Origin of the sequence: Staphylococcus epidermidis (assembly GCF_006742205.1) — a bacterium.
In the GTDB taxonomy this organism is placed as follows: domain Bacteria; phylum Bacillota; class Bacilli; order Staphylococcales; family Staphylococcaceae; genus Staphylococcus; species Staphylococcus epidermidis.
Genome location: NZ_AP019721.1, coordinates 482438 through 501726, shown reverse-complemented (window position 1 = coordinate 501726; position 19289 = coordinate 482438). Strand labels below are relative to the sequence as shown.

At 32.5% G+C, this 19289-nt stretch carries 13 protein-coding genes and 1 pseudogene; 4 read left to right on the top strand and 10 right to left on the bottom strand.

The annotated features are described in order from the left end of the window. Positions 1-289 precede the first annotated feature (289 nt). Together ppx and FNL83_RS02315 are read left to right on the top strand one after the other, a co-directional pair. Entirely contained in the window at positions 290-1822 is a 1533-nt protein-coding gene (gene ppx / locus FNL83_RS02320) for an exopolyphosphatase (RefSeq protein WP_002495515.1), read from the top strand. A gap of 62 nt (positions 1823-1884) precedes the next feature. Next, positions 1885-4050, top strand: coding sequence for an RNA degradosome polyphosphate kinase (locus tag FNL83_RS02315; RefSeq protein WP_002470194.1), 2166 nt, complete (start codon positions 1885-1887; stop codon positions 4048-4050). Between the two features lie 169 nt (positions 4051-4219). On the opposite strand, the gene FNL83_RS02310 is transcribed toward FNL83_RS02315, so the two are convergent. Further along, positions 4220-5473: an acetylornithine deacetylase gene (locus FNL83_RS02310; RefSeq protein WP_080035452.1), complete on the bottom strand. Its 1254-nt coding sequence runs from the start codon at positions 5471-5473 to the stop codon at positions 4220-4222. A gap of 88 nt (positions 5474-5561) precedes the next feature. Next, positions 5562-6254 carry an SDR family oxidoreductase gene (locus tag FNL83_RS02305; RefSeq protein WP_001831420.1) on the bottom strand — a complete coding sequence of 231 codons (693 nt, stop codon included), beginning with the start codon at positions 6252-6254 and terminating at the stop codon, positions 5562-5564. Positions 6255-6441: 187 nt separating this feature from the next. On the opposite strand from FNL83_RS02305, the pseudogene FNL83_RS12015 reads away from it, so the two are divergent. Beyond that, a pseudogene (locus tag FNL83_RS12015) lies at positions 6442-6738 on the top strand (DUF1413 domain-containing protein). Between the two features lie 282 nt (positions 6739-7020). Here FNL83_RS12015 and FNL83_RS02300 read toward each other — a convergent pair. From FNL83_RS02300 to FNL83_RS02285, 4 genes are all read right to left on the bottom strand, one after another. Next, on the bottom strand, positions 7021-7212 hold the full coding sequence (locus tag FNL83_RS02300) for a hypothetical protein (protein ID WP_001831457.1): 192 nt from the start codon (positions 7210-7212) through the stop codon (positions 7021-7023). A gap of 271 nt (positions 7213-7483) precedes the next feature. Beyond that, positions 7484-8722, bottom strand: coding sequence for a DNA (cytosine-5-)-methyltransferase (gene dcm, locus FNL83_RS02295; RefSeq protein WP_021298778.1), 1239 nt, complete (start codon positions 8720-8722; stop codon positions 7484-7486). A 98-nt stretch (positions 8723-8820) separates the two neighbouring features. After that, the gene (locus tag FNL83_RS02290; RefSeq protein WP_021298779.1) at positions 8821-10287 is read right to left on the bottom strand and encodes a Sau3AI family type II restriction endonuclease; all 1467 of its coding nucleotides are present in this window, start codon (positions 10285-10287) and stop codon (positions 8821-8823) included. A gap of 358 nt (positions 10288-10645) precedes the next feature. Next, a complete protein-coding gene (locus FNL83_RS02285; protein ID WP_021298777.1) occupies positions 10646-12136 on the bottom strand; it encodes a glycosyltransferase in 1491 nt (496 codons plus the stop codon). A gap of 217 nt (positions 12137-12353) precedes the next feature. Between FNL83_RS02285 and FNL83_RS02280 the strand changes: the two genes are divergently transcribed. Next, positions 12354-13994 (top strand): phospho-sugar mutase, encoded by a 1641-nt coding sequence (locus FNL83_RS02280; RefSeq protein ID WP_002502572.1) that lies wholly within the window; start codon positions 12354-12356, stop codon positions 13992-13994. A 217-nt stretch (positions 13995-14211) separates the two neighbouring features. Here FNL83_RS02280 and galU read toward each other — a convergent pair whose 3' ends face one another. The 4 genes from galU to FNL83_RS02260 form a co-directional block, all read right to left on the bottom strand. Next, positions 14212-15078: a UTP--glucose-1-phosphate uridylyltransferase GalU gene (gene galU / locus FNL83_RS02275; RefSeq protein WP_021298772.1), complete on the bottom strand. Its 867-nt coding sequence runs from the start codon at positions 15076-15078 to the stop codon at positions 14212-14214. A 248-nt stretch (positions 15079-15326) separates the two neighbouring features. Further along, on the bottom strand, positions 15327-16685 hold the full coding sequence (locus tag FNL83_RS02270) for a gluconate:H+ symporter (protein ID WP_021298770.1): 1359 nt from the start codon (positions 16683-16685) through the stop codon (positions 15327-15329). A gap of 49 nt (positions 16686-16734) precedes the next feature. Beyond that, a complete protein-coding gene (gntK, locus tag FNL83_RS02265) occupies positions 16735-18276 on the bottom strand; it encodes a gluconokinase (RefSeq protein ID WP_021298769.1) in 1542 nt (513 codons plus the stop codon). 23 nt (positions 18277-18299) lie between these two features. After that, positions 18300-18980 carry a GntR family transcriptional regulator gene (locus tag FNL83_RS02260; RefSeq protein WP_021298771.1) on the bottom strand — a complete coding sequence of 227 codons (681 nt, stop codon included), beginning with the start codon at positions 18978-18980 and terminating at the stop codon, positions 18300-18302. Positions 18981-19289 lie beyond the last annotated feature (309 nt).

Below are 19289 nucleotides of genomic sequence, written 5' to 3'. Positions count from 1 at the left end.
TACATACTTAATATAATTAAGTATCATGTTAGTTTTTAGTTTTCCACGATGTGAATCACCTTAAACAGTGATAAGAATAAGACGGAAAACCTATTATTTTTTAGGGAGTCAATACACTTCCGAAAACCACTTAACTTCTAATATTAATTTTTAAATATAATTACTTATCAATCATCTTAAATATTTCAGAAAAATTAACTGTAAGTTCTTTTCAATTTATCTATATCATGTACAATAAAATTAAATAGGGATTATTTTAAACGCATTGTTTCAATTATAGGAGGCAAACATGGAAGAAAGAATTGGTTTGATAGACATTGGTTCCAACACGATTCGACTTGTTATATTTGGCTACAATAAAAAAACTGGGCTCAATGAAATACTGAATATAAAGACACCTGCACGATTAAGTCAATATCTCACTAAGTCCAATGAAATGAATGATGAAGGTATTCATGTTTTAAAAGAAACATTAAGCAGTTTTAGAAAAGTTGCGGATAAATTTAACGTTGATGCATTATATCCCATCGCAACAGCTGCTATCCGTCAATCAAAAAATCGTGAAGCTATCATTAAAGAAATTAAACAAGATATTCATATAGAAATTCAAATTGTACCTGAAGAAGATGAAGCATTTTACGGTTACTATGCGATTACACATACTACTGATATTGAAAATGGAATTTCTGTCGATATCGGTGGCGGTTCTACCGAAGTTACCCTTTTCAAAGACAAACAACTTAAAGAGGCTCATAGCTTTCCATTCGGCGTGGTATCACTTAAGCGTCAGTTTTTTGGTGATAAAGCACACAATGACAAAACAGCCATTAAAAATATGGAACAGTTTTTACGTGAGCAATTTAGTCAGTTAGACTGGCTATCCAACCAACATATTGCGCTTGTAGGAGTAGGTGGTTCTGCACGTAATGTTGCACGCATTCATCAATCAGCACATGCATACCCTATCGGTGGCGTTCATAACTATAAGATGACTTCGAAAGATATTAACAATGTTTATGATTTAATCCGTAAAAGTTCTCGCGATGAACTTACAAATTTAGACGGTTTAAGCCGCGATCGCGTCGATATTATTCTGCCAGCTATCTCCGTCTTTAAAACACTTTTCAAAAAAATTGACGCCACACAATTCACCTTCTCAAGAAAAGGAATTCGTGAAGGATTTATTATGAACCACATCAGCAAACGATATCCTGATGAGTTTAATAAAAGTAACGTACGTAAAGATGCATTACGTCATTTAGCGAATGAATATCATATTGAAGAAACGAGTGCTAATCGTCGTGTGAAATTAGCTCAATCCTTATTGAATCAAATTATAAGTGAACGATCACTTAATATTTCAGCAATGGAAAAAGAATTATTTATTGAAGGTGCCTACATTTATTACCTAGGTAGTTTCATTGATTCAGACTCAAGTTCACCACATACGTATTACTTAATCGCAAATTCAATGATTAACGGCTTTTCGCATAAAGATCGTGTGAAATTAGCTTTGTTAGCTAGTTTTAAAAACAAATCTTTACTTAAATTCTATTGCAAAGAAACACAGTGGTTTAGTAATAAAGAAATAGATACAATACAAGCTTTAGGGGGGATTATTAAATTTGCAAACACCTTGAATATCTCACATACTAGTTTTGTAGAGGAAGTTAAACTAAAAGCAAAGAAAGATGACAAATACGATTTATTAGTTTATTACAAAGGTTCACCTATTGCAGAAGAATACCAAGCAAATCGTCAGAAAAAGCATATTGAAAAAATATTAAAAGGTAAGGTTTCTATTATATTTACAAAATCTTAAAATTATTATGATATTTTAGATTGGTGCATAATAAAGATAAATTAATGAGGTGTATGTATAGTATGCAAACTCGATTGGGAGAAAAAGATATTAATTTACCGCAGTATTACAACAATAGGGAGTTAAGTTGGCTAGATTTTAACTATAGGGTATTACAAGAATCATATGATAAAAATAATCCGTTGCTTGAAAAACTTAATTTTATTTCTATCTTCAGTTCAAATTTAGATGAATTCTTTATGGTTCGAGTGGCTGGGTTAAAAGACCAAGTCAAAATGGGATATGACAAACCTGAAAATAAAGCACAAATGACGCCTCAAGAACAACTTGATGCTATTAAAATTAAAAATACAGACTATGTGAACACTCAATATCAACGTTATAACGAATTAATTAAAGAATTAGCCAATTACGATATTGAGATGGTAAAACCTGAAGACTTATCAGATGCATTGATAGAAAAATTAGAAAAAGAGTTCAAGTTAAGTGTCCTGCCGACACTCACTCCGTTAGGCATTGATGCGTATCATCCATTTCCAAAGTTAAATAATAAAAGTTTAAATATTTTTGTTGATATCGATACGGAAGATGCCATTAATTCAGCTATCGTTCAAATTCCTTCATTAATTCCACGCTTTTTAACTTTAAATGAGGGTACAAAACAATACGTTGTCATGGTAGAAGATGTGATTACGTATTTCATCAATTATTTATTTACAGGATACGAAGTACTAAATACTTTTACTTTCCGAATCACACGTAATGCAGATTTAACCATTCATGAAGATGGCGCTGAGGACTTGCTTATAGAAATTGAACGTTTCTTAAAAGAACGTAAGAGTGGTTCGGCTGTACGTTTAGAATTAGATTGTCGCACTTCTGAAAAAGAGAACGTAGAATGGTTAATCGATCAATTAGAAATTGAAGATAATGATATTTATTATTTAGATGGTCCACTTGATTTAACATTCTTATTTGGATTGGTTGATCATCTATCTCATAAGCTCAAATATTTAACGTATGAGAAATATACCCCTCAACCACCTAGATCATTAGGCAACAAGAATATCTATCAATTATCATTAGAAAGAGATATATTCTTCCACCATCCGTATGAATCATTTGAACCAATAGTTGACTTTATTCGACAAGCAGCAGATGACCCAAATACAATCGCTATCAAACAAACCTTGTATCGAGTGAGTAAGGATTCGCCGATTATTAACAGCTTAAAAGAAGCCGCTGAAAACGGCAAGCAAGTAACGGTGCTCGTAGAATTAAAAGCACGCTTTGATGAAGAAAATAACGTACATTGGGCACGTATGTTAGAAGATGCTGGCTGTCACGTTATTTATGGTATGACACATCTAAAAACGCATAGTAAAATTGCGCTAGTCGTTAAACGCATCAACAATGAACTTACGTCATTTGTTCATTTAGGCACAGGTAACTATAACGATAAAACTGCTAAATTATACACAGATATGGGTATCATCACGACAAATAAAGATATCGCTGAGGATGCAATTAACTTCTTTAATTACTTGAGTGGTTACTCAACAAAACCAGAATACAATAAATTGATTGTAGCACCATACGATATTCGAGACGTCTTCATTGATCGTATCGATAAAGAAATACGTAGTCATTTACAACATGGTAACGGTAAAATTATGATGAAAATGAACTCTTTAACCGATAAAACGATTATCGAAAAGCTCTTCGAAGCATCCCAAGCAGGCGTTAAAATCCAACTCATTATTCGTGGTATATGTTGTCTTAAACCAGGCATTCCAGGTATTAGCGAAAATATAGAGGTTGTTAGTATTGTGGGTCGTTTACTTGAACATTCACGTATTTACTACTTCCATAATAATGGTGAGGCGCATATTTATTTATCTTCAGCTGACGTTATGACACGTAATATGATTAAACGTGTCGAAATATTATTCCCTGTTGAAGATAAATCAATAGGACAACGATTAGTTAACTATATGAATTTACAATTATCTGACAACCAAAAAGGTCGTTACCAAGATGCACAAGGCGTTTATCATTATGTCGAAAACAATTCATCTCCTTTAAACTCTCAATCTTACTTGATGCAAGAAGCAATTAAGTATGGAGAAGAACTAAAAAAACAATCGGTACAACCTTCTGGACAACCCGTTCATTCTAGACGTGGTGGTAGTTGGATGCGAAAATTAAAAAACACATTTAAAAGATAAACTCACCTTGACAATTGTATTTTATATGAAATGAACATGAAATTAATAAATATCTTTTTATAAATATACAACTTGTTATTCTTTATAATAATTAAGAGGTACAGAACACATCACTTTAACTCAACATTTTGTGAGTATAAAAGTCGTGCTTGTACCTCTTTTTTATCTATTATGATTTATAGGATTGTGGGTGTGCATACCACTCTTTTAAAAATGTATATAAAACATCACTATATTGAGCTAATTCCTTTGCTTTTATTTTCTCATCTACGCTATGTGCCTCTTCTAAACTACCTGGGCCATATAATATCGTGGGAATGCCAAAATGTGCTGTCCAACCTCCATCAGTTACAGTTGTACTCATACCATGTTCAAGCTTTTTATTATGAACATGTTCATGTGCTTCTTCTAATTGCTTAAAACCTGGATGATGTGTCGGAACAGTGAAACTTGGGAAGATTTCTCCTTTATCCTCAATCATGGATGTACCACCCCATTCAAATTCAAGTGGATTCTCTCTGAGCCATACATCTGCTTCTGCAACCTTATTTAAATATTGCTCTATTTCATTAACTACAGATTCATAACTTTCGTTCGGTAAGTAATGAACAGTAATCCATAATCGACATTCATCTGCAATAAATGCAGGGTGACGTCCACCTTCTATGACAGCTGGGTTAATTGTATTCGCACCTGGAGGCATTCCAGGGCTCTTCTTCATGACAGCCCAATGCCTTTCAAGTTCATTAAGCGATTGAATCACCTTTGTCATTTTTTCAATGGCACTTGCACCAAACAAGCCCCCACCAGCATGTATCGTTTGACTACGCGCACCATCATGTATTGTATTTTTACTTTTAACTGTAATCCATCCGGTAATCACACCACCTTGCCCAAGTGCTTGATTCTCACTCGTATCTAAGACAAGGGCTAAGTCACCTTTAGGTCCTATTTCACATGCACGTTTAGTTCCTGCTTCACCTACTTCTTCACCGACTACTGATTGAACAATAATATCACCTTCTGGACGTTGCCCCTCTTGATGTAATTGCTCCAAGACGTAGAATAATGAAGACATACCACCTTTCATATCGCTAACGCCACGACCGTATAACCATTCATCTTTGTTGGTAAGTTTAAAAGGTGGATACTGCCAATATTGATCGTCATCTACAGAAGCTACATCAACATGTCCATTCAATATCAGTTTTGGCGCTTTAGGATTGTGCCCTTTTAAGGTAGCTACTATCACACTATCATTGTCGTATAACTGTTCTCTCTGTATTGAAAAATCCAGTTGTTTAAGTAACGTTTCGATTTCATCTTGCAATGGATCTGTATTACGTCCAGGTGGACTTTCAGTATTAAATCTCACTAGCATATCTAAAATTTCAAATTGACGTTTATCCAATTGATATCCCATCCTTTGTGTAAAGTGGTTGAATTCAAACGTAACAATTTAAGTGTAACATGAAACAAAAATGCTATTTTAAATAGAGAAATGTCATCATTTAAACAGGTCTTATCGTTACTTCATTAACATTAACGTGACTAGGTTGTGTTAAAGCATATACTACAGCATCAGCAATATTCTGTGCTTCAAGTTTTTTGCGTTCCCCAAAATCAGTACCTTCCGTCATAGGGGTATCAACCATTCCTGGTGAAATACTAGTCACTTTAACACCTGTACGTGCTAATTCTTTTTCAAGAGACTGTGTGATTGCATGTATTGCTGCTTTTGTTGCACCATAAACGGCGTTCGTCTTTGTTGGTTCAAATCCTGATACTGATGCAAGATTGATGATATGCCCACTAGATTGTTTTAACAAATAAGGCAATGTTGCTTGTAAAACATGGAGTGTACCTTTAATATTTACATCTATCATAGTATCCCACTGCTCAACATTATAGTCTGTAATTTTAGATGATAAACTTTGACCTGCGCTATTCACAACAATATCGATATGACCAAAATGGTCTATTACAGCTTTTAACATATCATCTATGTTCGATTTTACAGTGACATCTGCTGAAACAACTTTAGTCGGGGTATTTAATTGCTGGGCTATTTCGTTTAAACGTTGTTCGTTACGACCAACCAGAACTATTGATGCACCTTGTTGACTTAACTTTTTGGCAATCGACTCTCCTATACCGCTACTCGCACCTGTAACGACTGCAACTTTCTCTTTAACTTTTGCCATACATCATTACTCCTTATCATAGAATTATTTTGAACATCTTTATCATAACGTTTTGTTAGAGAATAGGACATTAATGTGATTTAGAAATCAACTTTAAACAAAAGAATCAAACATATATTTAGTCATTTTCATTATAAAGAAAACATAGTAACTAAAGAATAAAAGTCAAACTTTAGGAGAAACAGTAATGTCGTTTTATGAACGGGTATTAAAACTAGGTGAAAATAATCATCGTACTGCTTTTGAATTTCGTTTTGAAGAGTTATTTTCAAATGAATAATGGTGCGCATTATCGCTAGCAGAACGTCAGAAACAAGAAAAAGCATTTTGATGCGAAGTGAACAAGCGAGAGTATATACGTATGACATTTTCACGTGAAAACGATGCTAAAAATAAGTTGTTTAATATTATTTATGCTTACAATGCCGTAAAAAACTTTAAACAGGCTGAAGACTCTAGAAATCCTAGAGGTCGAAACGTTTAATAATTATCAAGACAGGTTGCATTGTGATGACTAAAATATGTTGAGAAATAAAATATTTGATGGAATCATTGGATATTTTGTGTGAGAAAATATGACACATTAAAATTAATGTAAATCATCGTTGAATCACAGATCAAAAATGAAGACCATAACTCACAGGGGTAGTAAGTTACGGTCTCCTAACACATTAATTTAGATTTTAGGGGTATATAGAGTGTCAATTTTGCCCTCAATTACTCTTTGAGAGCAAGCGAGTTCAACATTGTGGGAGTTCGTTAAAAATCAACTTGTAACGAGGGCTTTGCGCTCTAAACTATAATAATATAATCTTTCAGCATCAATATACGGGATAGAATCAATCGTCAAATATCCATCTTTAATGTCTCCAACCAACCCTTGGTTAACGCCTGTGTTTACATAGATGTCATAACTACTTACATCGGAGAAGATTAATTCTTCTATAGCATTTCTCATAGTCATCACCTCAATAATTTACTCTTTCCTTACACTTCATATATTACATCATTTTATGTAAATTAAAAGCATTTTGTGATACATTTCACAAAAGTATCACTTATTTGTTTATAAAGAAAAATAATTATCTAAGAATTTAGCTACTTCTTTTTAATTCTGTAAATCTTTATTCCACTCTGGCTCTTTCATATCTACGCCTCCTTATTATTTATCTGTAATATATATTTATTATATTAAATAAAACAAAAAAACAGAGGACTACACACCTCTGTTAAAATAATTCTAATTGGCTATATTTATCATTATTATTTATTTCAATAATTTCTATCTGATTAGCAATTCTAGTAATTATTGGTACAACCAAAGCATTTCCCATACAAAAGAATCTCATTCTATCCGGCATTGTATCAGTCCAATTATCCGGGAATCCATTCAGTCTTTCTGCTTCTATCGGAGTCAGTGTTCTATAGGTATCATTAACCTTTAATAGATGGCTACTTCTATTTACAGAAGCTTCACTAGTTAACATGGTTCTTGCAGGCAAGTCTAAAGAATCAGTTTCAGACATTCCTCCTTCTGAAAAGTAATATTCATGACCATCCTTAGATGTTCTTTTAATTTTTTTTGGACCTCTTAAATACTTAAACTTATTTATTTGATCTATGTTCAATTCATAATTATCAGTTACTTCACCTTGAATAACATCTTTTAGTGGAGTGGGTTTTTCATATTTAGGTATAGTATCAATGGTAAGTATTTCTCCATTTCTCATTACTCCACTATTAAAAAAACCGAAACTAAAATTATTAGAAATTTCTACTATATCATTATCAATTTTTATATTATTTATTCTTTCTTTATTAGGTACTTTTTCTACTGGAAACCCTGAAGCGAACAATCCTTCATCATAAATAATATTCTCTAAGCTAAATTTACTCATTTTTCTACCATATTCAAGATCTTTTTTGTAACCAAAAATAAATACTCGTCTTCGTCTTTGCGCATTTCCATAGTCAGCAGCATTAATCACTCTCCATTCAACTGAATATCCCAATTCATTCAGAGTTGATAACATTACTGCAAAATCTCTTCCTCTTTGTCTTGAAGGTGATTTTAATAACCTATCTACATTTTCTAATAATAAATATTTTGGATAAGTATTTTGAATAAATCTTATAATTTCCCAAAATAACACGCCTTTTTTTCCTTGTATACCTAGTTCTCCACTAAGACTTCTAGCTACAGAGTAGTCTTGGCAGGGAAATCCACCTACTATCATGTCAGCTCTCGTATTAGCCATTTCTTCATTACTTATTGTTGCTATATCTTGATTAATATGTACACCGTTTTTAAACCTTTTATTATAACAATCAAAGGCATGTTGTACTTTCCTTGAAGGTTCCCATTGATTAGCCCAAGTAATTTCAAACATTTTATTTTTTGTTCTCTCTAAACCTAAACGAAATCCACCTACCCCTGCAAATAATTCTGCTACTTTTAAATTATTCAATTGGCAACCTCCTCACTTTTGAATATCAATAATTATACCATAAAACCGAACGATCGTTCTACTTAAAAGATAACAAAATTAATTGTAACATAAATAGCCTAAAGAAATTCTTTGACTTGTTCTTTAATATAAGTATTATTTATCCAAAAACATTGTTTCGTCATCCATTTATCTGAATATTTTAATGTATCATTAGGTCGATTAATCCAATTTGCACGAGATGGCAATTCATCTGCATATTTACCGTTCACCCTATAGTCAGAGTAGCTTTCATGGGGTCGTATATGACATATCATTTCATCTGATTTATTAATAAAATTATTTTCAATTCTATATACGTTACCATCCTTTTTATAAGTTGCTTTGAGACACACCCCTTTTAATAACTTATTTTTTGTGTCTTCCCATACTTTTTTTACAGGACCTTCGATATCGTCTTCTGGCATTGAAAAGAATTTAACGCCTTTAAACACCTCAGTACCTTCTTCTTCTTTGACGATAAAAAAGAGAAATCTCGTTTCCAGAAGAAAATTATGCCATTGAGCTAGTGGATTACCATCTTCATCTTCCCATTTTTCTTTAATTAAATCTTTAAATCTGAAAGCAGGGAATGACATACTTTCTTTATTAATATTATTTTTATTAAATTTTACTGTTTTAACAACTATAGATGCTTTTTCAAATTCGTCTACCTTTGGAAAAGTCTCATTTCCTTTAATTTTGCCTTTTAAATTTAAAATAGCAGAAGCAATGCGATTATGGTAATTTTTCCCACCTCTATCTACATTAAATTTTTCTCCTATGGAATCTATAGTTTGATTATAATATGGTTTGAATTTTTCAAGCACTATATCTTCAATAGATTTATTTTTTAGCTCAAACGGTGATTTAACAATAGAATCAATCTCTTCATTGCCTAAAATATACTTTCTCAATATCGATGTCATGTATCCAGACTTCAAAGAAAATGCTCTCTGTTTAGCTTTTATGTTTGAATATGGTTGAGTTCTAACAGATTTAGCACTTGCTCCTTTCGTACAAGGGGATAAATAAGTTGTTAAGCTCTCACTTAATTCATGTGCTTTACCATCATTAATATAATTATGTATTAATTCCCAATCATTTTTTATTACTTCATAATCAATTGGATTTTTTTTCATTTCATATAAAACAGCCTCATGTATAATCCAGTCATCTCTAGATACATCTTTTTTATACTCATAAAACGCTAGCTCTATAGTATTATTTTTATTTAAAAATGAACTAGTCTCGAATTTTTCATGTACTACTTTTTCATAATTAATAATATTTAAAACCAATCTTTCTTTGGCACTATATTTACCACTTTTTAATTTTTTAAAAGGTGTTGCCTTTAATTCAACACCTGCCTCTTCCATATCAGGTCTACTCTCACTATCTTTACTTTTCCCAAACCAATTTTCAAAAGCATCCCCCACAGAACTTTTAGTTTCTGAAACAGAAAAGCCATCATTTAATTCTTTTATTGTCTTACCTACAGCTTCCTTTGCTCTATTATGAACTTCTTGTTTAGTTAAAAATTCCATATTCCATCATCCTTATTTAATTATCATGCGATACTAAAATTCTATGACATAATTATCTTTCAAAGATATATATTCTAAAACAATAAAATTATTATTCTTTGAAAATAGATTCCTTTTCTTTAATATTATATCGAATTTATTAGACAAACAATATCACTTTTAATTGTTCCAACCATACTATTCCTTCTCTATTATTAGTGAATATATGAGAAAATATTAGATAAATTATTAAATTAATTTATCTTAATAATCTAAAAATACACGCTGTTTTTGATTATTAACAGCGTGTAGTTCAAAATAAATTGTAATTTAGTCTTATTGTTATTAATATTTTCTTATAATATGAACCTTATTTAAATTACTTTACTCTCTCAAACAACTTTTGATAGTTATTCTTTGCTTGTTCATACTTGAGTGCATTTTTTGTTTCAACTTTTGTTAGTGGATTTTTAATTATTTTATCCATATAGGCAGCGAATGCTTCAATGTTATCCGGCTCAACAAGATAGCCATTTTCACCGGGCTCTATGATTTCACCAGGACCGTATCTTACGTCATAAGCAATGACTGGGCAACCTACTTCAATACTTTCCATAACGGTTAAACCAAAACCTTCGTATTCACTGGTTAATAGTGAGGCTTTAGATTTTTTAAATTCTTCAAGTGGATGCTTGGTAAAATCATTTAAATCAACTTTATCTTCAATTTGATATTCTTTAACTAAATCTAGTATGACTTGTTTTTGATTTTGTTCATCTGCACCATAAATAGCTAATTTCGTTTGATGTCCATATTTTAAGAATTGATTATAAGATTTGATTAAATGGTCCACTTGTTTCTGTTTGCCTAGTCTACCAATAAATACGAATCTATCCTCTTTATCATGAGTATATTTTTGTCCATAGCTTTTAATAAAGTGAGGTACAATCGATATTTTTTCATCGCTGATACCATATGCATGTTGTATATCGTCTTTTTGCATATGTGTGAGCAAGAGGTATTGAGCTACTTTATCAGAATTTTCCAGTGCAATTTTGTATGAAGATTTAATATTATCGCCATCGATGTGGCTATTATGAAATACAAGCACATTTTTTGTGTTCATACAATTATTTAAAAGTGGTTTATCTAGAAGTCTAGCATCATTAAACACAATATCATTTTGTTTAAAGCGATGTTCGAAATAATATTTAAAGAGATCTTTTTCGTTTTTAAAAGCCTTCATGATACGTTGATTTTTAAAAATTTGAATAAAATCTAATTCATTTGCCTTTTGTGAATTGAAGAATTTTTTACAGTAAATACTTCCCTCTGTGTCAAAATATTCTTCCAAAATTTTGTGATATGTGCGGCTTGAGAAGTAAATCTTTCTATGTAATTGACCGAAGTGATTATATTCTCTACGTTCAATTTTTTTCTTAGAAATTGGTGACATCACGTCTTCAAATTCTATGATATTTGTATCTTCATAAAATTTCCGATATAAAACATAAGTTTTTTGATCATAATATCTCATCACATTGCCATCATTGAATGCTTTAGAAGTTAAACCTTCTATGTCTCTATCTTTTTCAGAGTAAAGCGTTTTTTTCTTAAATCTTGTTTTAGGTATTGAAAGTAATTTGAAATCAGATAACCAATCATATATGTTTTCGATTTGCGTATTTTTCGTTATGAGTTGATTCTCTTCGAACTTTTGATAAACTTCATTATAATTAGCGTTATAATTCGTTGTTAATATTTTATTGTGAATGCCCATTTCTTTATCAAGAAATCGAATTCTTGTTAATAATGATTTAGTTCTTCCTCCGTGCACTAAGGGTAATGTGCTTGTTACTGTATATATCATTGTTTTAATCCCCACCTTTTAAGATGTATGCTATTTTATAGTTAATTATAAAAATATTGATGCATTTTGAAGCTAGAAATTTTATAATGTGATTTAAGAAGTATTTTATATGTTGTTTTAAAATAAGCTAAGAACTTTTTATGTTTTCGAAAATAAACATAAACTAAAAATATAGTATAATGTATATTTTAATTTTAATAAAGAGGAATTTGTAAATATGAAAAATAATTGGATAGATGTATTAGATGAAAGTTTAGTCAAAGATTTTTATAATAATCAAACTTCCGAAGAGCAACAAGAAGGACTTAATACTACACTGTCTTTTGGCACGGCTGGTATTAGAGGGAAATTCGGTTTAGGTGAAGGCCGATTAAATAAGTTCACAGTATCTAAAGTAGCGTTAGGCTTTGCCCATTATTTAACATCAAGTATCGTGCATCCTGTCGTCGTCATACATTATGACACAAGACACTTATCACCTGAATTTGCTCAAATTATCGCTAATATTCTAGCAAGTCATGATATTAAAGTTTATCTTGCTGATACATACAGAACAACACCTGATTTATCATTTGCAGTCAGATACTTACAGGCTGATGCGGGTGTTATGATTACAGCTAGCCATAACCCTAAAGATTACAATGGAATTAAAGTTTATGGAAAAGATGGTGCTCAATTATCAACCGACGATTCCGCACGACTAAGCACATATATCGATAAGTTAGGTCATCCGCTTCATATTAATTTACCTAGTTTAACTACTGAACAACAATCATTAATTCATTCAGTCCCGAGCGAAGTCAGAGAAGATTATTTCAGAAACGTACAAGACTTAGTTGGAACGATTCCACAGTCTAATTTAAAAGTTGTCTTTACAAGCTTGCATGGTACGAGTGTGCCAGTTGTACCTGACATCTTATCTTCCCTTAACTTTAATCAATTTGAGTTAGTTGCATCACAATGTGAACCTGATTCAGATTTCAGCTCTGTAGCCAGTGCAAATCCAGAGGATCATAAAGCCTTTGATCAATCGATAGAGCTCGCTAATAAGATTGATGCTGATTTACTTATTGGTACAGATCCCGATGCAGACCGTTTAGGAATAGTTGAACGTGATGCTGAAGGTAACATCCACTATTACAATGGAAATCAGATTGGTGCACTTTTGTTAAATTATCGTATCAAACAAACAGAAGAATTACCTAACAGAATTATGTTCCAATCAATTGTCAGTGGTGGCTTAGCTAAATCTCTTGCTCAATATCATAATGTCAATTTCAAAGAAGTTTTGACAGGTTTTAAATATATCGCAGCTGAAATAAGACATCTGTCTCCTGAACAAAACTTTATTTTTGGCTACGAGGAAAGTTATGGCTTCTTAGCCCGTCCTTTCGTGAGAGATAAAGATGCGATTCAAATTGTGCCATTAATGATTAAGTATGCAGCTGAATTAAAAAACAAAGGACGCATGCTTAAAGATGAATTAGAAGACATTACTCGAAATGTCGGTAACTTTAATGACAAGCTTTTCTCACATACATTTGAAGGTACTCAAGGCAAGGCAAAAATCGAAAATATTATGACTCAATTTAGAAGTGAAACACCTTCGGAAATGTGTGGTCTTAAAGTCATTGCAATCGAAGATTTTGAAACAGGTAAAAAGACTGACTTACAAAATGATGAAGTCAGCGATATAACTTTACCTAAAGCGAATGTAATAAAGATATACTTTAATGAAGGATTTATTGCTTTGCGTCCTTCTGGTACAGAGCCTAAAATTAAACTTTATGTATCACTTTCTTGTGACCATTTTGACGTAGTTGCACAAAAAATGAATGATGCTATATTTAACTCTTAAGTAGAATAAGATGGAAATGTATTCTCTTTGCAATCTTAAAATCGAAAGAAATAGAATTAACATGGTTAGTAAAATTGCTAGGTGGTACTCACGATATTGGGGACCATCCTTTCTAGTAATTAAAACTTGATGACAGTGAATACTCAATCCAATCATCCACTATAAATACGTAAAATGCCTAGGACAAAATAGTTGTCCCAGGCATTTTTTATTGAATTTAAATATCTAGTTGTTTAATGAATGCTTTTAAGTCTTGACTCATTTCTGGATCTTTTAAAGCATATTCAATCGTTGTTTTAACAAATCCTAATTTTTCTCCAACATCATAACGATTACCCTCAAAATCATATGCATATACTTGTTGTTTGCTATTCATTCGTTCAATCGCATCAGTTAATTGAATTTCATTTCCAGCACCTTCTTGTTGTGTTTCAAGATAATCAAAAATTTCTGGTGTTAATACATAACGACCCATGATTGCTAAATTAGAAGGGGCAGTACCTTGTTTCGGCTTTTCTACAAATTGACGTACTTCATATCGACTTCCCTCTTTAGCAGAAGGATCAATCACACCATAACGATGTGTATCAGATTCTGGCACTTCTTGAACACCTATTACTGAATGGCCTGTTTCTTCATAAACGTCCATTAATTGTTTAATAGCTGGTGTATCAGATTCTACAATGTCATCTCCTAATAACACTGCAAATGGTTCGTTACCGATAAACTGTTTTGCAGTATGTATTGCATGTCCTAGCCCTTTTTGTTCTTTTTGTCGTACGTAAAAAATATTAGCTAAATCTGTTGAATATTGTACTTTTTCAAGCAGGTCTGCTTTTCCTTTATTTTCAAGAACCATTTCTAATTCTCTTTGATTATCAAAGTGATCTTCAATTGCACGTTTATGCTTGCCAGTCACTATAATAATATCTTCAATCCCTGCTTTAGAAGCTTCTTCTACTATATATTGGATTGTTGGTTTATCTAATATTGGTAACATTTCTTTTGGCATCGCCTTAGTTGCTGGTAAAAAACGAGTACCTAAACCAGCGGCAGGAATTATTGCTTTTTTTATCTTTTTCAATCTATAAACTCCTTTACCTATTTACGTAATTAAACTCTTAATAAAGTGTATCACTATTTAAAATGCTTTCATAGTAGTGTTTTTTCACCACAATCTTTTTCAATATTAACATTAACTTAATCAAGAATTGAGTTAGAAATTAAAAATACTCGAATAGAAATTAACTTTATTTTAAATATATCGGTGACAGACATCTACTGAAAAACACTCGCTATATTTTTAAAATGAGAGCTTCAGGAATTTTTTCTCTATACAAATAAACTGATAAATAAAATAAATAAAATACCAGATACTGAAATAATTGTCTCTAATAACGACCATGTTAAAAATGTTTCTTTGACTGTCAGCCCGAAATATTCTTTAAACATCCAGAATCCAGCATCATTGACGTGAGAGAGAATTACGCTACCTGCACCTATTGCAAGAACGACCAAAGCTACATTAACATCTGAATGTTCTAAAAGTGGTAACACAATGCCTGTTGTTGATACGGCAGCAACTGTAGCTGATCCTAATGAAATCCTTAAGACTGCAGCTACAATCCATGCTAATAAAATGGGCGACATGCTTGTTCCTTCAAACATCTTAGCGATTGTATCACCTACGCCACCATCGATGAGCACTTGTTTAAATGTACCACCACCACCGATGATGAGTAACATCATGCCGATTGGATAAATAGCATGCGTAACTGATTTCATAATGTCTTCCATTTTTCGTTGTTGCTTCATTCCCATTGTAAAGATTGCAAATATCACTGCGATAAGCATTGCAGTACCAGCAGTTCCTATGAAGTAAACAATTTGTTCGAATACATTTGTTGCTTCTTCGTGTCCTGTAATCAGTTGCACAATTGTAGAAATCAACATAAGAATAACAGGTAAAATAGCAGTCAATAAACTTATTCCGAAACCAGGCATCTCTTCTTCTTTAAATTCCTTTTGAGTACCTAAAGAAGAAATATCCCCTTCTCTCGTATAGGCTGTTGGAACCATCTTTTGTGCAAATCGATTAAAGATTGGACCTGCAATAAGTGTTACAGGGATAGCAATAATCATACCATATAACAAAACTTCACCTATATTTGCTTTAAGCTCCTTAGCGATGACAACGGGTCCAGGATGTGGTGGTAAGAATCCGTGTGTAACAGATAACGCTGTAACCATTGGTAGTCCCAATTTTAATATTGATACATTTGCGCGTTTAGCTACTGTAAATACGAGTGGTATTAATAGTACAAGACCTACTTCAAAAAATAGCGCAATACCAACGATAAATGCTGCTATCAACATAGCCCATTGAACATGTTTCTGACCAAACTTTGCAATAAGTGTATCAGCAATACGTGTTGCGCCACCACCGTCGGCTAATAATTCACCTAATATCGCACCTAAGCCAAAGATTAAAGCAATATGACCTAACGTACTACCCATACCATTTTCAATGGTTTCCATAACTTTGTTAAGTGGCATACCTAATAATAACGCCGTTATCATTGAGGTAATGATTAATGAAATAAACGTATTAAGCTTCAATCCAATAATTAATGTTAATAAGATAATAATTCCTAATACAACACTGATGAGTGGCCAAATCTCTCCAAACATCGCATTCCCCTTCTTTCTCTCGTTTATTATTCATATAATATATAATCAATTAATCACTTAAATGTTCTCGTTGGAAATTCGCAATATCACTGTAATTCTCAGTCATAGAACGACTAATGTTAATGAAAATGGTAACAAGTTGTTGGTAGATGGCAACTGTTTCTTGGTTAGGTTCATGGGCATGTGTTGTACCAACCATATCTTTAATGACTGAAAAATCATCTATTTCTCCCAGAGCTTTCATTCCAAGTACACATGCACCTAGACATGAACTTTCGTAGCTTTCAGGTACGATTAAGTCTGTATCAAAAATATCTGCCATCATTTGTCGCCAAATTTCACTTTTAGCAAAACCACCCGTTGCTTTAATTGTTGTCGGTGTTTCATTCATCACTTCAATTAATGCAAGATAAACTGTATATAAGTTATACAATACACCTTCCAATGCTGCACGAATCATATGCTCTTTCTTGTGAGATAATGTCAATCCGAAGAATGAACCCCTAGCGTCAGCGTTCCACAATGGTGCGCGCTCTCCAGCTAAATAGGGATGAAAAATTAATCCTTCTGCACCTGGTTTTACTCTGCTGGCAATCTGAGTTAACACATCATAAGGATCGACCCCCAACCTTTTAGCCGTTTCAACTTCACTCGCTAAAATTTCATCTCGTAACCATCTCAAGACGACACCACCATTATTGACGGGACCGCCAATCACATATTGATCTTTATCGAGAATATAACAGAAAATACGCCCCTTCTCGTCTGTTTTTGGCTGATTAATTACCGTACGAATTGCGCCCGATGTGCCAATAGTTACAGCAACTTCACCTTTTTGATAACTATTTACACCTAAGTTAGATAATACGCCATCGCTCGCTCCGACAATCACAGGCGTTTGCTCATCAATCCCCATCAACGTTGCGTAGCGTTTTTTCATTCCAGTTAAAACATGTGTAGTTGGAACAAGTTGTGGTAACTGATTTCTTTCAATACCTAACAATTCTAAAGCTTTATTATCCCAATCTAATTGTTCTAAGTTCATCATACCTGTAGCTGATCCTAAAGAATAATCAATGACGAATCTTTCATATAATTGAAACAGTACGTATGTTTTTAAATCTGCAAACATAGCTGTTTGTTTAAATATTTTCGGTTCCTCATGTCTCATCCAAAAGATTTTAGATAATGGTGACATAGGATGAATCGGTGTACCAGTTCGTTGATACAATTCAAAACCGCCATATGATTTTTCTATTAAATCAGCATAATCATTCGCACGATTGTCAGCCCAAGTGATATTTTCAGTTAAACGTTGATTATTCTCGTTCATAGCAATCAAACTATGCATTTGTGCACTCAAGGAAATAAACTTAATATCTTCTTTTGCGATGCCAGATTCTCTTACAATATATTTAACCGTCATAAGCACAGCATCAAATATTTCATCAGGATTTTCTTCAGACACATCTACGTTTGGTGTATGTAAGTCATAGCCAATATTATGTTTCATTATAAACTTACCATTTTCATCATATAGCACAGCCTTCGTACTCGTTGTCCCCATATCTACACCAATCATATATTTCATATTTCATCCCTCTTTTCTATAAATTAACGTAACCAAAATGCTTCAATATTTTCTCCTACATCATCAAAATTTAAATGGAATGCTTTTCTCAATATGGAGGCATCATCGTTCTCAACAGCATCTATAAAAACTTGATGATTTTTATGAATTCTCTCGAAATCTTTGGGGTCATTTGCCATTCTTTGTCTCATTGAAATGAGTATGAGTGATTCCATAACAGGTTTAAGGTGATTCCAAAACACTTTAAGATACTGATGGTTTGTTGCTTGAATCATCACCTCATGAAACTCAAAATCATGTTGTGTAAATGCTTCAGCATCCTCAAATTGGACTGCAACCTTCATCATTTCTAATTGCTTTTTCATTTCCTTACCAATATGTTGTGTATCTGTTCCACTTAATTTTGAAAAGGCGAATGATTCGAGCATCAAACGCAAATCATACATTTCCTTTTTCTCTTGATCACCAAAAGGAAGTACCTGAGCGCCCATACGTTCTAATTGAATCAGTTGATCTGTTTGAAGTAACTTAAATGCATCTCTGACTGGTGAACGACTAACATTAAATTGTTGTGCAACTTGATTTTCACTTAGTTGTATATGGGATTCAATCTCACCACTCACTATTCCTAAACGTAACTCAGCAGCTATTACTTGTCCTGAAGTCATGTTTTCCTTCCACTTTTTCGGATAACCATACGTCACGTTCTATCCACCTCAATTCAATGCACTTCTACTTGTATACAAGTATGTTAATATACAAAAATTTGTTGTGCAAGCGCTTTCTTTTAGGTGTTTTGACATTTTAAACACAATTTAACAAACTATTTCTTAGAATCATTTACATCCATCTTTTATTCGTTCACTTTTCATCCTATCAATACAGTTTATAAAATAATGTAAAATACACTTAAACCATACTTACTTATTGTTTGTTTCTTATTATTCAATTATATATTTTGTATTTCATAAAAAAACATAATTATATTGACAACGCTTACTTGGATACTTAAA

Bases quoted from the DNA above. Each gene is read 5' to 3' on its own strand.
- FNL83_RS02290 (WP_021298779.1), bottom strand. From the start codon at position 10,287: ATGGAATTTTTAACTAAACAAGAAGTTCATAATAGAGCAAAGGAAGCT.
- FNL83_RS02305 (WP_001831420.1), bottom strand. From the start codon at position 6,254: ATGGCAAAAGTTAAAGAGAAAGTTGCAGTCGTTACAGGTGCGAGTAGC.
- FNL83_RS02315 (WP_002470194.1), top strand. From the start codon at position 1,885: ATGCAAACTCGATTGGGAGAAAAAGATATTAATTTACCGCAGTATTAC.
- FNL83_RS02280 (WP_002502572.1), top strand. From the start codon at position 12,354: ATGAAAAATAATTGGATAGATGTATTAGATGAAAGTTTAGTCAAAGAT.
- FNL83_RS02300 (WP_001831457.1), bottom strand. From the start codon at position 7,212: ATGAGAAATGCTATAGAAGAATTAATCTTCTCCGATGTAAGTAGTTAT.
- gntK (WP_021298769.1), bottom strand. From the start codon at position 18,276: ATGAAATATATGATTGGTGTAGATATGGGGACAACGAGTACGAAGGCT.
- FNL83_RS02270 (WP_021298770.1), bottom strand. From the start codon at position 16,685: ATGTTTGGAGAGATTTGGCCACTCATCAGTGTTGTATTAGGAATTATT.
- ppx (WP_002495515.1), top strand. From the start codon at position 290: ATGGAAGAAAGAATTGGTTTGATAGACATTGGTTCCAACACGATTCGA.
- FNL83_RS02310 (WP_080035452.1), bottom strand. From the start codon at position 5,473: ATGGGATATCAATTGGATAAACGTCAATTTGAAATTTTAGATATGCTA.
- FNL83_RS02285 (WP_021298777.1), bottom strand. From the start codon at position 12,136: ATGATATATACAGTAACAAGCACATTACCCTTAGTGCACGGAGGAAGA.